This is a genomic window from Arcobacter siniprincipis (SeqCode) (assembly GCF_048571125.1).
In the GTDB taxonomy this organism is placed as follows: domain Bacteria; phylum Campylobacterota; class Campylobacteria; order Campylobacterales; family Arcobacteraceae; genus Arcobacter; species Arcobacter siniprincipis.
This window is the reverse complement of sequence record NZ_CP182343.1, coordinates 1,351,457-1,366,473: the sequence shown is the minus strand read 5'-3', so window position 1 is coordinate 1,366,473 and position 15,017 is coordinate 1,351,457. Positions and strand designations below refer to the sequence as shown.

Genomic DNA, 15,017 nt, shown 5'->3' with positions numbered 1-15,017 from the left:
AGATGAAAAAAGATTTGCTTATAAATTCAAGTGGTATTTTGCTAAATATTTTAGAAAAAATATTTGATGCAAATATAGAGGTCAAAGGAGCAGAAAATATTCCAAAAGACAATCCTAAAATATTTGTGGCAAATCATTTTACAAGAATGGAAGCCTTACTTGTGCCTTATGCTTTATATGAACTGACAAATAAAAAAGTAGGTGTTATTGCTGATGATAGTTTATTTCACACTTATTTTGGAGATTTTTTAGAAGATATTGGAGCAATGCCAAAATCATCGCCTTTTAGAAATAATACTATTATTGGTGATTTAATTACAGGATGTAAAGATTGGTTGATTTTTCCAGAAGGATTAATGGTAAAAGCAAAGGATATTTCTAAGCAAAAAAATCATTTTTGCGTAAAGATAAATGGAACCTGCCAAGTTGTACACACAGGTTCTGCTTTTTTTGCATTAAACTCTCAATTATTAAGAAATGATTATTTTACTAGAAAAATAAAAGACTTCAAAAAATTTCAACACAAATATTTCATACATGAGTGTAAAGATATAAAAGAACAAGAGACAATGATTGTACCTATTAATATCTCTTATTCAAATCTTCGCACTGGAAAAAACTTTTTACTTGATATGGTTTCCAAATTTATGGATAATATTGGAGAACACTTTTTAGAAGAGTTAGAAATAGAATCAAATATTGTTTTAAATTCTAAAATCACAATTCAAATTCTAAAACCAATTCGCACCCAAGATATTTTGGAAGATATTTATAAAAAAGAGAAGAATCACAATAATATAATAAATAAATATAGATATGAGCTAACACATCGTTTTATGGATAATATTTATAAAAATTTAAATATAAATTTTGACCATATATTTGTACTTATTATTTTTTTATATCCTAAAAAATCAATCAATAAAAACCATTTAAAAAGAATGATTTACCTTCTATGGAATCAACTTAAAGAAAACTTATTTTCTTATAATATTGAACAAGAAAGTAATATTATAAACCTCATTTCCTATGAAGAGTTTCTTCCCTTTGAAAATATTTTAAAAATTGCTCTAAAAGACAACATAATTTTAGAGGACAAAGTTAACTATTTTTTAAATAAAGATGCTCTTTTAAATAGTTATACTCACCATACAATTCGTCTTAAAAATATACTTCATGTTATTTTAAATGAAGTACTAATAATAGATAAACTAAATATTTTAGCAAAAAACTTAGTTTTAAAAGAAAAAGAAGAGATAGACAGACTGCTTCTTGATACTTTAGAGAAAGAGGAGCATTATGAATTTGAATCTGATTATGAAAAATTTAAAGATTATACAAATATAAAAGATAAAGAAATAGGAAGTCCAAGATATTATAATCATGCTGTTTCAGATGTTTGTGTTATAACTTTGCATGGTTTTTCTTCCTCTCCAAAAGAAGTAGAACAATTAAGCAAGTTTATTAGAAGTAAAGAGATAAACGTCTACTCTCCAAGATTAAAAGGGCATGGAACTGTTCCAGAAGATTTGCAAAATACTACATGGAAAGATTGGTATTTATCCCTTTCAAGGGCAATTATAATTGCTACATTAAAACACAAAAGAATTATTATTATTGGATTTTCAACAGGAGGACTTCTTTCTCTTCTTAGTACAAAAAAATGTTATATGGAATTTGCTGGAATTATTTGTATAAATACAGCTTTACATTTAAATGATATACGAGTTAAAACTCTACTTCCAGCGGTCTCTTTTTGGAATGATTTAGTAAATAGTGTACATGCGAATAGTTATGCAAAAGAGTATATAGATAATCACGCTGAAAATCCAGATATAAATTATGATAAATTTTATATCAAAGCCATAGAACAATTAAGTAAATTAATGGTAAAAACAAGAGAAAATCTTAAAAATATACAAAGCCCTATTTTAATAATTCAAGGAAAAAATGATCCAGTTGTAAATCCAGCATCTGCTTATGAGATATTTGAAAAAATAAAATCCAAAGAAAAAGATTTGGTTATTTTAGAGCGAAAAAATCATGTTATTATTAAAGGCGATAATACAAAAGAGTTATATGATGAGATTTATAAATTTATAAAAAAAATAGAAGAGTAATAATGATTATAAAAGAGATAGAGAATAAAATACATACACAAATACCAATGACAAAACTTATGAAATTGGAGTTGAAAGATTTAAATGAAACGCAACTTATCACAACAGCTCCCCTTGATATTAATGTAAATGATAAAGGTACAGCTTTTGGAGGAAGTTTAAATAGTATAACTATTATTTCATCTTGGTGTATGGCATATTATTTATCAAAAAAATTTAATTTAGAAAACCCAAGTATAGTCATATTTAAAAATGAAACAAAATTTATAAGACCAGTTACAAAAGATATTATTTGTCATACTTTAATTCCAAATGAAGAAGAACAAAATACTTTACTATCAAAAATAAATACAAAAAATAGTGCTTCAATAAAAATACATTCTCAAATCATAGAAAATGATAAAGTCTGCGTTGACTTTTATGGAGTCTATGTTATCAAGACTTAAAAAGCAGATTTATTATTGTTTTTAAATACTGCTTTGAACTAATAATTGAGCCTAAAACTATAAATAAACAAGCTAATGCAATTGATGTTGTCATTTTAGATACTCCAACTAGTACTAAAATCAATGTTGATAAAAGTGGTGCTAAATATGCAAGTGAGCCTAGTATCTTTATATCACCATTTTTAAGTGCAAAATCCCACAGATAAAAGGCTCCACCAACAGGTCCTATCCCTAACATGATAGCGGCCAAAAGCTCCGTAAATGAAGGAGTTATACTCTGTTCAAAAATTAAGTGTGCTATAAAAGAGAGTATGGCAGTTATTATACAAAAACCTGTCACTGCGAAGGTTGGAACATGGGTCAATGTTTTTGATATAACAGAATAACTTGACCAAATAAGTGCAGCAGCAAGTGCAAAAAGATAGCCTAAAGTATATTTTGAATCAAATTCTAAACTTCCATCTTTTAATACTAATAAAAAAGCCCCAATCAGAGCTAAAATAGTACCAACAATATGAAACCACTTTAACTTTTCATTTGGTAAAAAAGCTGAAAAAAGAACAATAAGTAAAGGCCATAAATAATTTAACAAGTTTGCTTCAACAGCAGGAGCATTTTTTATTGCTAAAAAATAAAAAAAGTGATACCCAAATAATCCACTAACTCCTATTATATATGCTTTAAGAGGAATAGTTTTCAAACTTGCGAAACTTCTTTTTTGCTTTTTTAACATCAAGACTCCAATAAGTGACGCAATAAAAAAAGAGATACTTAAAAGTTGAAAGGGAGGAATGTTTCCAGAATATACTGTAAAAAGTGCTAGTGTTGACCATAAAAATATTGTTAATAAACCTAAAATATTACCTTTTGTGTGCTGCATTAAAAGTCCCTCATAAATTTTCAAATATTATAATAGAAAATAGTATAAAACTTTGTATGTTATAATTAATTATGAAGAAAATAATTATATTTATAATCTTTTTATCTATATTTTTAAATGCTAAAACCTTTGAGGCTACATATAAAATAAGTTATGGTATTTTTGGAGAATTGGGTATTGCAAAAACAAGTCTTGAAATTCTTCCTAATGATACTTATAAAATAAAAGTACATGCTTATGCAACTGGTATCGCAAAGTTTTTAAGTAGTAACAAAGAAGAGTATTATGAAAGCTATGGAAAAATAAAAAACAATTTACTTATTCCAAATAAATATATAACTATTTCAAATAATGATTATAAAAAAAGAAAAAAAACTTATCTTTTTGACTATAAAAATAAACAAATCTTAGTTAAAAAATATGAAAGAAAACTTAATATAAGATATGATGAAAACTTAAAAAAGAAAGAATCTTGGAAAATTAATGAGTCAGAAGAGTTTGCAAATTTTTTTGCAACAAATGACTTATTATCACTATTTTTTAATATAACTAAAGTTGTTCCTAGTTTTGAGAAAGGCAATAGTTATGCTTTTATAGCTATTGGAGCAAATAAAGATAATGGAAAATTAGATATAATAATTCCAAAAAATGAAGCTTATAAAGAGTTACAAGAGGCTTTAAATACTAAAAATAAAAAGTTTATAGTCTCAATTCATCAAAAAATATTTTCAAGTTCAAATGGAGAACTTTTTATATCTTTAAATAAAGAAGGCTTTTGTGATAAAGCAGTTTTAAAAGATGTACTTATTTTTGGTGATATTACAGGTGAAATGATAAAATTTAAAATAGATAAAGGATGATAATGAAAAAATATATTTTGATATTACTTTTGTTTTTTTCACTAGTTGGATGTACAAGTAAAGCTCCCTTTACAAATAGGTCTCAAATGATTTTAATATCTAAAGATCAAGAGTTAGCTTTAGGTGAAAAATCTTATGAAGATACACTAAAAAAATCTGAAGTAATAACAAATACAAAAGAATCAAAAAAAATAAAAGAGATAGGTCAAAGAATTGCAAAAGTAGTCAATAGAAAAGATTACAAGTGGGAATTTAATTTAGTAAAAAATAAAGAGAAAAATGCTTTTTGTCTTCCTGGGGGAAAAGTTGTAGTTTATACAGGAATACTAAGTGTTGCTAAAAATGATGATCAATTAGCAACTGTAATGTCCCATGAGATTGCCCATGCACTTGCACGTCATGGTGCTGAGAGAATGACAACAGGAATGTTAGCCCAAGGAGCACAAGTATTAGGAAATATTGTATTAGGTTCTCAAGCGCCAGAATATACAAATGCCTTTAACACAGCTTATGGAGTAGGAGCTCAATATGGAGTTTTATTACCTTATGGAAGAATGCAAGAGAGTGAAGCTGATGAGATAGGGATACATCTAATGTATAAAGCTGGATATAATATCGATGAAGCATTAAATTTTTGGAAAAATATGAGTAGTGGTAAAAAAGAGTCAATTGAGTTTTTCTCAACACATCCAAACTCTAGTACAAGAATTGCTGATATTTCAAAAGTAATACAAGAGATTAAAAGAAATAATACCAAATAATCTTGTATGATTATTTGGTATATTTATTATGCTATATTTGTATAAACAGCTTGAACATCATCATCATCTTCAATTTTTTCTAATAATTTACCGATTTCTTCTTGTTGTTCTTCTGTAAATTCTTGAGGATTATTTGAAATTCGCTCTAATTTTGCTTTAGTAAGTTCAATTCCCATATCTTCAAAGGCTTTATTCAAAGTACCAAAATCTTTATAATCAGCTGTTACTAAAACAACTCCATCTTCTTCTTCAATCTCTTCTAAACCAGCATCAATTAATTCAAGCTCTAACTCTTCAATACTCATATCTTCAGTTTTATTGAATTCAAAGATTGCTTTTCTATCAAAAAAGAATTCTAATGAACCAGTAGGTGCCATAGAACCACCATTTTTATTAAAATACATTTTAACATTTGCAACTGTTCTTGTATTGTTATCTGTAGCAGTTTCTACAAAAATCAAAACACCATGAGGTCCTTTACCTTCAAAGTTTACTTCAGAAAAGTTTGCTGAATCTTTTCCTGATGCTCTTTTAATAGCTGCATCAATATTTGCTTTTGGCATGTTTTCAGCTTTTGCATTTAAAATTGCAGTTCTAAGCGCTGAATTCATCTCAGGATCTGGGACTCCAGCTTTTGCTGCTACTTCAATTGCACGTGCTAGTTTTGGGAAAACTCTTGACATGTTTCCCCATCTTTTCATTTTGGCTGCTTTTCTATATTCAAAGGCTCTACCCATAAATTTCTCCAATAATTTTCATAATTTTATGCGATTATAGCAAGTTTGTTATAAATATGATATTATACATTTAAAAAGGTAGACTAATGGAAGAGTTAAATTTAACCTGTCCTTATTGTAGACAAGCTATAACTATTTTAGTAGATACTGGAGTTTTTGGATATACGGAAATAGTAGATGATTGTGAAGTTTGTTGTAGACCCATTGAAGTTTCTTACAATGTTGAAGATGGTATAGTAACAACATTTAGTTATAATTTAATAGAAGGAAATGAATTTTAAACATTATGAATATTTTTAAAAATACCCTACTTTTAACCCTATTTACGACCCTTGCATTCTCAAATTCGACGAATATTTATCAATATCAAAACAATATTAATAATGCAAAAAAACTGTATTTAGATAAAAACACTCCTTTACAAATAAAATATGAAAAGAATATTGCCAATGGACAAACTCTACTAATACAAATAATACATGAAAAAATAACAGATCCTAAATTAACTTTGGGAAATATTAATTTGCCTTTTTATAAAGATACCTTTAAAAAAGACTCTTTTTATGCTCTTATACCTATTTCTTATTATCACAAAAGTGGAAATGATAAAGTTATAATCTCATATATAAAAGATAATAGAAGATTATTTACTTCTATTAAAATAAATATTTATAAGGGAAATTACAAAAGTGAAGAAATAAAAGTAGCAAACTCAAAAATAAATTTAAATAATAAAGACAAGATAAGAGCTAATAAAGAATATAAACAAGCAATGGATATTTACAATACAACTACAAAAGAAATACTTTGGAAAAAAGATTTCATAATGCCTATGTTTAGTAAGATTACAAGTGATTTTGGTACTAAAAGAGTTTATAATAAACAACTTAAAAGTTATCACAGTGGAGTTGATTTTAGAGCAGATATTGGAACTCCTATCGTAGCAGCTAATGATGGAATTGTGAGATTTGCTGGAAATAGATTTTATTCTGGGAACTCAATTATAATTGACCATGGACAAGGTATCTTCACTTGCTATTTTCATCTTAGCAAAATTTTAGTAAAAAAAGATCAAAAAATTAAACGAGATGATAAAATAGGATTATCTGGTGAAACAGGAAGAATAACAGGTCCTCACTTGCATTTTGGAACAAGGATTCATGGAGTTTTAGTTGATCCTCAAGAACTATTTAAACTACTTAATAAACTTAATGAAAGATACTAGTCTTTAATATAAAATATCAAAACAGAATATTTTGTAAACTCTTAATACAAAAAATAAAACTTTTAAGTATAATTACAAAACAATAAAAGGAATCTTTTCCTTATTAGATTTAACACAAGAAAGGCAATAATGCAATATTTCGGTAAAATTGAGACTAAATATGAGGAAATCTTTTTAACATCAAGTTATTTGTACTTTAACTATGATGAAGAAGAGATAACTCCTGAAGAATTTGAAAATATGATTAAAACAAAAAAAGATAGAAAAAAAAACATAGAAGGAACAATATTTATATATAATCCAGTTGTTACTCCTATAGGATATGATTCTGAAAAATTTTTATTAGATCAAGACTTTGATAACTTTGGTGAATTTACTGAATTAAAATGTGAGACATATATCACTGTATTTAAACATGCCTTTGGACCTAGATTAAAAGGTAAACTAATTGAGATGAAAAGCCTTTTTAACCTAATAGAAAAAAATATCAATTCTACAACTTTGCTTACAAAGTTTGATGAAGATTTAGAAAAATATTACTCGATGCAAAATACAGAATTTGATAGAGATATTATGTACCAAGATGCAAATAATATTGTTCCTTCAGGTAAATTTGTGTTTTTCTGTTGGGGAGATAAAATAAGCCAAAAAGAGTTTACATTTATTCGAACTTATAGTAATACAATATTTAATAGAACAGAAGATATGGGTAAAAAAGTTGCCTTTGTTTACAAAAAAGAAAGGGGATTACAAAGTGCAAAAGAACTTTTACAGTTTAGTAATCCAGTTGAAAACTATAAATATAGAGCTAGTATAACAAATGCAGTTAAAGAAGCATTTAGAGAATTACCTCCTATTCCTATGCCATATGAATAAAATGAGATATGAAATGAAAATAATAAATAAGGAGTAAGATACTCATTTTGAAAAAGATATTTTTAACACTGCTTATAATTACTAGTTTAGTAAAAGCAGAAAATCTTTATTCTAAATATCATGAAGAAGTATTTCAAGGATTATTTCCTAATAAAAAAGAGATATTAATTTATAATATAGGAAATCCAGAATATAGTTTTAAAAATATAAAATATACTAAAGAATTATATAAAAGTGATTTGATATATATAAATGAATATTACAGATTAAAAATTATAAATGATAAGCCAATACTAGCTTCTAGTTTAATACAATTAAGTTATTATAAAAATGCTATTGGGGCATTTTATATGGAAAATGGCAAAGCAAAAATAGCTTTTGTAAGAGATAGATTAAAAGATCATAATATAATTGTAAATGATTATTTGGAGAAATACATAATATATGAAAAAATATATACTTTTTGATAACGACGGAGTTTTAGTAGAAACAGAACCACTTTATTTTGAAGCTAGTAAAAGAGCTTTAAAAGAGTTTTTTAATGTAAATATTCAATTTGATGATTATATGAAGATCATGACAGATGGAAATGGAGTTTGGGTTGCTGCTCCTAATGCCATAGAAGAAGAGATTATAATAGCAAGAAACCAAAGAGATATATATTATCAAGAGTATTTAAAAAAAGAAGATATCGCTATTGAAAATGTACATGATGTATTAAATGAACTTAGTAAAAAATACAAAATGGGAATTGTTACAACTTCTAGAAGAGTTGATTTTGAAATAATTCATAAAAATCGTGGTATTACTGATTTTATGGATTTTGTTTTATGTGTTGAAGACTATCCCAAGTCAAAACCACACCCTGATCCTTATTTAAAAGGTTTAGAAAAATTCAATGCCAAAAATGATGAAGCTATAGTAATAGAAGACTCTGAGAGAGGTTTAATATCTGCAAGAGCTGCAAATATTGATTGCGCCATAGTACATAATGAATTTACAAAAACACAAGATTTTTCAAAAGCAAAATACAAAATATCAAAATTGGAAGATCTTTTAAAAATTTTAGATTAAAAGAAAAGTTGTTTCTTTTTATAAAATTCTCTTAGGGTCTCTTCTATATTTTCAGATTCTAAATATGCGATTATATCTTTTATAGATATTGCTCTAGTTGGAAACCGAGAAAGAGCATCTACATTTGAGTATACTACTGAAACTTCATCTGGATCTGGTTTGTTAACAAGTGCCAAGACTATATACTTAGTCAAAACATCATCTATATAAACCTTTGCATTTTTTACAAACTCTGCTGATATAAAAGCAACACATGCATACCTGTGGTAAAGAATTAGAACCTTTCTTATAGGGTATTCTTCAGTACAATAAGGCTTTAACATAAATTCAATTTTATCTGTATTTTTTAAATCTAATAAGGCTTTTGAGTCATCATTTGATATTTCATTACATAACTCTAAAAAGTTCTTTTTTAATTCTCTTGTACTTACTATTTTTTCCATATGAAATAATAGCTAAAAAGGTTTTTGATTTAAATTATATTTTAAAAAAATTACAATAATTTTGAATTAATAAGCTATTAAAATAACAAAGATATAATCCCTCTATGAAAAAAGACACCATTACTTTAAAAAAAATATTCAAATTAATAATAGAAAACAAAAAAGATCTTCTTTGGGGACAAGTTTTTACATTTATTGCTATTTGCATAAGTATTCCAATACCTTTGATGCTTCCAGCACTTGTTGATGAAGTATTATTAAATAAACCAGCCTTTTTTGTAAATAATATTAATTATTTTTTTAACTCAGGAAATGCTTTTTATTATATTACAATTGTAACAATTGCAGTAATTCTTTTAAGAATTTTATATTTTATATTTAGTGCAATTACTACTAAAATTTTTACTAAGATATCAAAATATGTAACTTTTAAAATTAGAGAAAAGATACTATTACACTTAAAACAAGTAAATATGAATGAATATGAAAGTATGGGTTCAGGAGCCATTACTTCAAATTTAGTAACAGATGTAAATACTTTGGATTCATTTATCATAAATGGTGCTAGTAAATTTATATCTTCAATTTTAACACTTATTGGTGTTTCTATTGTAATGATTTCTATACACCCTATTTTGGGTTTTATGATTCTTTTTATTCAACCAGTAATTATATTACTATCAAAAAAAATATCAAGAAGTGTTGGACAACTAAAGAAAAAGGAGAATGAAGCAGTTGAAAATTTCCAAAATAATTTAGGAGAAACTCTTGATTTATTTGGTCAAATAAAAGCAAGTAATAAAGAAAAATATTTTTTTAACCAATCTATAAAAAATGCTCTTAATGTGAAAAAAACATCTGATGAATTTAACTTTAAAAGTGTAGCTTATGAGAGATTTTCATTTACTATATTTTTAGTTGCTTTTGAAGTTTTAAGAGCAGCTGGACTTGTAATGGTTGCTTATAGCAATCTATCAATTGGTATGATGTTTGCTATGTTTGGATATATTTGGTTTATAATGACACCTATTCAAGATATTTTATCTATTCAATACTCTTATGCAAATGCAAGTGCAGCATTAAAAAGAATCAATAAAATTTTCCAATTGAAAAAAGAAAATACGGGAACAATTGAACTACCACTTGAAATAAAAGACATAGAGATAGATATAAAAAATCTATATTTCTCATATATAGAAGACAAACCAATTTTAAAAGATATTACTTTAAATATTAAACCTAATGATAAAGTTGCTCTAATAGGAGCTAGTGGAAGTGGGAAAACTACTTTAGCACAAATTATCTCTGGGTTTTATCAAAAAAATTCTGGGGAGATTACTTATAATGGTATAAATACAGATGAAATAAATAAAGAGTCTTTGAGGAAAAACATATTTTTAGTTCTTCAAATGCCAATTTTATTTAATAATACCCTTAGATTTAATATTTCAATGGACAATGAAAATATAAGTGATGAAGATATTTTTGAAGCACTTAAAATAGCTCAACTGTACGAAAGTATACAAGATATGCCAAATGGCTTAGATACAATTGTAGGTAAACATGGTGTTAGATTAAGTGGAGGACAAAGACAAAGGTTATCAATAGCAAGAATGATTGTTTCAAGAGCCAATGTGGTTATTTTTGATGAATCTACATCAGCTTTAGATGTAAACACTGAGACAAAACTTTTTAACTCATTGCAACCTATATTAAAAGATAAAACTGTAATTACTATTGCCCATAGATTAAGTACAGTAAAAAATGCAGATAAAATTTTTGTTTTAGAAGGTGGTGAAATTGTCCAAAGAGGTACACATGATGAACTTGAAGATGTGGAAGGACATTATCAAGATTTTATTAAAAATCAATTAATCTAAATCTAACTTTAGTGTAAACATTGCACCTTTGTAATCCTTATTATTATAATTAAAGTTTTCATTGCAAGCTTTAATTACACCATTTTTGTATTGTTTAATTATTTGATTACACATGTATAAACCAATACCTGTACCATTATTTTTATGTTTAGTTGTAAAATATGGATCAAATATTCTAGAAATAACTTTATTTGAAATTCCACCTGCTGTATCTTTAATTGTTAATACTAATTTATTATCTATTTTTTTTGCATTTATAAAAAGAAATTTCTCTTTATTATTATTTTCAATAAGTGCATCTTTCGCATTATTTATAATATTTAAAATAATTTGCATAAACTCATTTTCTATTCCATAAACTTCTATTTCTTCAGATTCAATAAATACTTTTATACCATTTTTTTCAAACTGTGCAATAGCTAAATTATAAGTTCTTTCAATGGCATCTTTTACACAAAAAAGAGTTGTCTCTTTTTTAGGATTTGTAAAATTTGTAAAATCATTAATTGTATTTGATAAATACTCAATTTGTCTTTTCATATCTAAAGTTATTTCTTTTATCTCTTCTTTTGAAAACTTTCCTGTATCAAAAGTATCCCTTACAAAATGAATCAATAAGTTTATATTATTTAAAGGTTGTCTCCATTGGTGAGCTATCATTGTAAGCATTTCACCAAGTGCAGATTTTTTTGACTCCTCTGCAAGCATAACTTGTTGTCTTTTATTCTTTTCTTCTAACTCTTTTTTGTATGTAATATCTCTAATTATTGCATGAACAATATTATTATCATCCAAAATTAATCTTGTAGTTCTTATTTCACAAAATAATTTTCTACCATTTTTTGACAAGAATACCCATTCAAAATTATATGTTTGATTATTAAAAGAGACTATTTGAAAAAGTTTTTCTTTTAATGCAGAAGTATCATTTTCATTTTGTTTTTTTGGAGAAATATCTTGTAATTTTTTATTTGTAATAAAAAACTTATCTTCATAATCTAACATTCTAACTACAGAATCATTACAATTAATGATATATCCATCTTCTGAATAAATAATAATACCATCAGTAGATTTATCAAAAAGTGTTTTAAATACATCTTTTTGTTTTCGTAAGCTTTCATTACTTTTGTTTAAATCATTTGAGTAGTCATTAATTATCTTATTTAATTTTGAAGTTATAAAATATATAGCAATTGATATAAAAATAATGAGTAGAATACCAACAATAATCGCAGTATTTACGCTTCTTTTTATTTTCTTTTCAATTGATGACTTAAATTCTTCTGTCTTAAAATCTAAATCATCAAAATAAAATCCAGTTCCAATTATCCAATTCCAATCTTTTTGCAAATACAAAAAGGAGAGTTTTTTAAATATTTCCTTACTTTCTGGTTTTGTATAATCATAAGTAATAAAGCCTTCCCCATAGTTTTTAATCACTTCTAAATATCTAAATCTGTACTGTTTTAAACGCTCATCTTTAATATTTGTACTTAAAAATTGTCCTTGTAATGATGGAGTTGATTGATGAAGCAATACTCTTCCATAATTTTCTCCACCATTTTTGTTAAATAAATCTATTACAAAAATATAATAACTATCATCTACATCAAAATTCAAAAGAGAATTTAAAATTTTATTTTTTATTTCTTCATTAATCGTATCAAGGCTATCACCACTTAAAATTAATAATGGTGAATCTTTTGCTTTTTTTGCATAAAATATGTATCTTTTACCTTTTAAATCAAATTCAATAAATCTATCAAATTTTCTATACTTATTTAAAATTGTCAGACCAGTTATGTCACTTAAAGATTTTAAATCAACATCTTTTAGAATATTATTTCCATCAAATAATAATTCATTATTTTTTAAATCAAAAATAATATTTAAATGATTATTTTTGAATAAATGATTTATCATTTCTACTTTAATTTTATTTTTAATATCATCATTTTTATAATTGTGATAATTAAATAGGTGCTTAGAGAAATATTCAATTTTTTCAGTATTATCTTTAAATACCATTTTTTGTTCACTTCTAAATTCATTTGTTTTAACTTTAATAATATTAGAAAAGAAATGTACTCTATTGTAAATTTTTGTCTTCTGTTCGATTAAATAATTTTTTGTAAATGCTTTTATATCTTCATCTGCACTAGTATTTAATTCATTAATATTATGCAAAGTAATTAATGAAATAGAGACTAAGACAGATAATATAGGTACAAATATAATATATAAATAAAAGTTTTTTTTCAAAAGATTCCTTAATCCATTTATTAAAGCTCAGCTAGCTTTGAGATTATATATTTAGCTTCATCATCATCAAAATATATATTATTATGTAAATCTTTAGAAACAACTTTTAAAATTTGAGTCTTTTTTTCAATCATCAACTTTTTATCATCTTTATTATTTTCAATAACATCTAAAATCAATTTTTCATATCCATCTATAATATCTTGCTTTGTTCTTACTTCTGTATTTTCACTACTTTTAGTTTTATTAATTTGTTTATAAATTAATATCAGCAAAGCCAAACTAACAAGTATAAATATCACAACTGTTGCTTCAATCAAATTAGGCCTTTTTTTATTTCATTATAAATAGATTTATATTAAGCTTCTGTTAAAATAGACTTGGTATATTTTCATTACCAAAGGTCATTTATGAAACAAAATTCAAATTTAATATTATTATCGTTTATAATTTCTTTAGTTGCAACACTTGGAAGTCTTTTTTTTAGTGAAGTGATGCAATTCATTCCTTGTAGTATGTGTTGGTATCAACGAATATTTATGTATCCTCTTGTGTTAATATTTTTAATTAATTTATTATATCCTGAAGACAAAATATTTAAATATACTTTTGTACTTATTTGTATAGGTTTACTATTTAGTATTTATCATAATTTACTAATGTTTGGCATAATTTCAGAAGACATGGTTCCTTGTGTACAAGGTGTTCCTTGTTCTACTGTTTATATTAATTGGTTTGGATTTATTACAATACCATTTTTGTCATTTATAGCGTACTTTTTGCTTTTTCTATTGCAAATACAAATTTACAAAAATTCAAAAGGAAATTAATGAAATACTTTTTACTTCTATTAACAACACTGTTTTTATTTACAGGCTGTGATGAAGATGCAAAAACTGTCATTAAAGATACACCTAGTTTTAATGATCTAAAAAAAGAAAAGAATGAAAACATATTTAACCTAATCACAACTGAAGGTAAAAAAATTAGTTTTGAATATTCAAAAGATATTTTAACATCGAAAGAATTAAATGGAAAAATAATTCTAATCAATTTCTTTGCCACTTGGTGTCCTCCTTGTAAAGAAGAGATTCCAGTATTTTCTAAGTTGACTTCAAAATATCCCGATAAATTTGAAGTAGTATCAATTTTATTTAAAGATCAAATTAGTAAAAATGACCTAGCAGCATTTATGAAAAAATATAATATGAACTTTCCAGTAACTGTAGGTGCGGATAATGCAAAAGTTGCACAAGCATTTAATGATGTTCAAAAAATACCAGAATCATACCTTTTTGCACAAGATGGAGTAATGATTGAAAAATTCATAGGTCCAGTTGGTGAAGAAACACTAGAAAATCTAATAGTTAAATTAAAAGACCAAAAGTAGAAATCTTTTTCTACTTTCAAGATAATCACAATACTTTTTTGGCATAATCCCGAATAATAT

General features: G+C 25.5%; 17 protein-coding genes. 12 read left to right on the top strand and 5 right to left on the bottom strand.

The window, feature by feature from the left end; all coding sequences use genetic code 11:
* The first annotated feature begins 2 nt into the window (after window positions 1-2).
* Together ACNI3D_RS07000 and ACNI3D_RS06995 are read left to right on the top strand one after the other, a co-directional pair.
* Complete coding sequence (locus ACNI3D_RS07000; protein WP_419768767.1) at window positions 3-2,120, top strand: alpha/beta fold hydrolase; 2,118 nt, start codon at window positions 3-5, stop codon at window positions 2,118-2,120.
* A 2-nt stretch (window positions 2,121-2,122) separates the two neighbouring features.
* The gene (locus ACNI3D_RS06995; protein ID WP_419768766.1) at window positions 2,123-2,566 is read left to right on the top strand and encodes a YiiD C-terminal domain-containing protein; all 444 of its coding nucleotides are present in this window, start codon (window positions 2,123-2,125) and stop codon (window positions 2,564-2,566) included.
* On the opposite strand, the gene yddG is transcribed toward ACNI3D_RS06995, so the two are convergent.
* Complete coding sequence (yddG, locus tag ACNI3D_RS06990; protein ID WP_419768765.1) at window positions 2,556-3,446, bottom strand: aromatic amino acid exporter YddG; 891 nt, start codon at window positions 3,444-3,446, stop codon at window positions 2,556-2,558. The two genes, ACNI3D_RS06995 and yddG, sit on opposite strands and share 11 nt — an antisense overlap.
* A gap of 71 nt (window positions 3,447-3,517) precedes the next feature.
* Between yddG and ACNI3D_RS06985 the strand changes: the two genes are divergently transcribed.
* Window positions 3,518-4,306: a DUF3108 domain-containing protein gene (locus ACNI3D_RS06985; RefSeq protein WP_419768764.1), complete on the top strand. Its 789-nt coding sequence runs from the start codon at window positions 3,518-3,520 to the stop codon at window positions 4,304-4,306.
* A 2-nt stretch (window positions 4,307-4,308) separates the two neighbouring features.
* On the top strand, window positions 4,309-5,067 hold the full coding sequence (locus ACNI3D_RS06980; protein WP_419768763.1) for a M48 family metallopeptidase: 759 nt from the start codon (window positions 4,309-4,311) through the stop codon (window positions 5,065-5,067).
* A gap of 26 nt (window positions 5,068-5,093) precedes the next feature.
* Here ACNI3D_RS06980 and ACNI3D_RS06975 read toward each other — a convergent pair whose 3' ends face one another.
* The gene (locus tag ACNI3D_RS06975; RefSeq protein WP_419768762.1) at window positions 5,094-5,804 is read right to left on the bottom strand and encodes a YebC/PmpR family DNA-binding transcriptional regulator; all 711 of its coding nucleotides are present in this window, start codon (window positions 5,802-5,804) and stop codon (window positions 5,094-5,096) included.
* Window positions 5,805-5,890: 86 nt separating this feature from the next.
* Here ACNI3D_RS06975 and ACNI3D_RS06970 point away from each other — a divergent pair, with 86 nt between their 5' ends.
* From ACNI3D_RS06970 to ACNI3D_RS06950, 5 genes are all read left to right on the top strand, one after another.
* Window positions 5,891-6,085: a zinc ribbon domain-containing protein gene (locus ACNI3D_RS06970; RefSeq protein ID WP_129099821.1), complete on the top strand. Its 195-nt coding sequence runs from the start codon at window positions 5,891-5,893 to the stop codon at window positions 6,083-6,085.
* 5 nt (window positions 6,086-6,090) lie between these two features.
* Complete coding sequence (pgp3, locus tag ACNI3D_RS06965) at window positions 6,091-7,029, top strand: peptidoglycan metallopeptidase Pgp3 (RefSeq protein WP_419768761.1); 939 nt, start codon at window positions 6,091-6,093, stop codon at window positions 7,027-7,029.
* Window positions 7,030-7,158: 129 nt separating this feature from the next.
* Entirely contained in the window at window positions 7,159-7,905 is a 747-nt protein-coding gene (locus tag ACNI3D_RS06960) for a hypothetical protein (protein WP_129099819.1), read from the top strand.
* Window positions 7,906-7,952: 47 nt separating this feature from the next.
* Window positions 7,953-8,372 (top strand): hypothetical protein, encoded by a 420-nt coding sequence (locus ACNI3D_RS06955; protein ID WP_419768760.1) that lies wholly within the window; start codon window positions 7,953-7,955, stop codon window positions 8,370-8,372.
* Window positions 8,350-8,979 carry an HAD family hydrolase gene (locus ACNI3D_RS06950; protein WP_419768759.1) on the top strand — a complete coding sequence of 210 codons (630 nt, stop codon included), beginning with the start codon at window positions 8,350-8,352 and terminating at the stop codon, window positions 8,977-8,979. Before ACNI3D_RS06955 ends, ACNI3D_RS06950 begins: the two co-directional genes overlap by 23 nt.
* On the opposite strand, the gene ACNI3D_RS06945 is transcribed toward ACNI3D_RS06950, so the two are convergent.
* Window positions 8,976-9,422 (bottom strand): hypothetical protein, encoded by a 447-nt coding sequence (locus tag ACNI3D_RS06945; RefSeq protein WP_419768758.1) that lies wholly within the window; start codon window positions 9,420-9,422, stop codon window positions 8,976-8,978. The two genes, ACNI3D_RS06950 and ACNI3D_RS06945, sit on opposite strands and share 4 nt — an antisense overlap.
* Window positions 9,423-9,526: 104 nt before the next feature.
* Here ACNI3D_RS06945 and ACNI3D_RS06940 point away from each other — a divergent pair, with 104 nt between their 5' ends.
* On the top strand, window positions 9,527-11,302 hold the full coding sequence (locus tag ACNI3D_RS06940) for an ABC transporter ATP-binding protein (protein WP_129099815.1): 1,776 nt from the start codon (window positions 9,527-9,529) through the stop codon (window positions 11,300-11,302).
* Here the strand turns inward: ACNI3D_RS06940 and ACNI3D_RS06935 are convergent.
* Window positions 11,294-13,567 (bottom strand): cache domain-containing protein, encoded by a 2,274-nt coding sequence (locus ACNI3D_RS06935; protein WP_419768757.1) that lies wholly within the window; start codon window positions 13,565-13,567, stop codon window positions 11,294-11,296. The genes ACNI3D_RS06940 and ACNI3D_RS06935 overlap by 9 nt on opposite strands.
* A 20-nt stretch (window positions 13,568-13,587) precedes the next feature.
* Window positions 13,588-13,887, bottom strand: a complete 300-nt coding sequence (locus tag ACNI3D_RS06930; RefSeq protein ID WP_129099813.1) for a hypothetical protein — start codon at window positions 13,885-13,887, stop codon at window positions 13,588-13,590.
* Window positions 13,888-13,977: 90 nt separating this feature from the next.
* Between ACNI3D_RS06930 and ACNI3D_RS06925 the strand changes: the two genes are divergently transcribed.
* Together ACNI3D_RS06925 and ACNI3D_RS06920 are read left to right on the top strand one after the other, a co-directional pair.
* A complete protein-coding gene (locus ACNI3D_RS06925; protein WP_129099812.1) occupies window positions 13,978-14,397 on the top strand; it encodes a disulfide oxidoreductase in 420 nt (139 codons plus the stop codon).
* Window positions 14,397-14,957: a TlpA family protein disulfide reductase gene (locus tag ACNI3D_RS06920; protein ID WP_419768756.1), complete on the top strand. Its 561-nt coding sequence runs from the start codon at window positions 14,397-14,399 to the stop codon at window positions 14,955-14,957. The genes ACNI3D_RS06925 and ACNI3D_RS06920 overlap by 1 nt, the downstream gene beginning before the upstream one ends.
* Window positions 14,958-15,017: the final 60 nt, after the last annotated feature.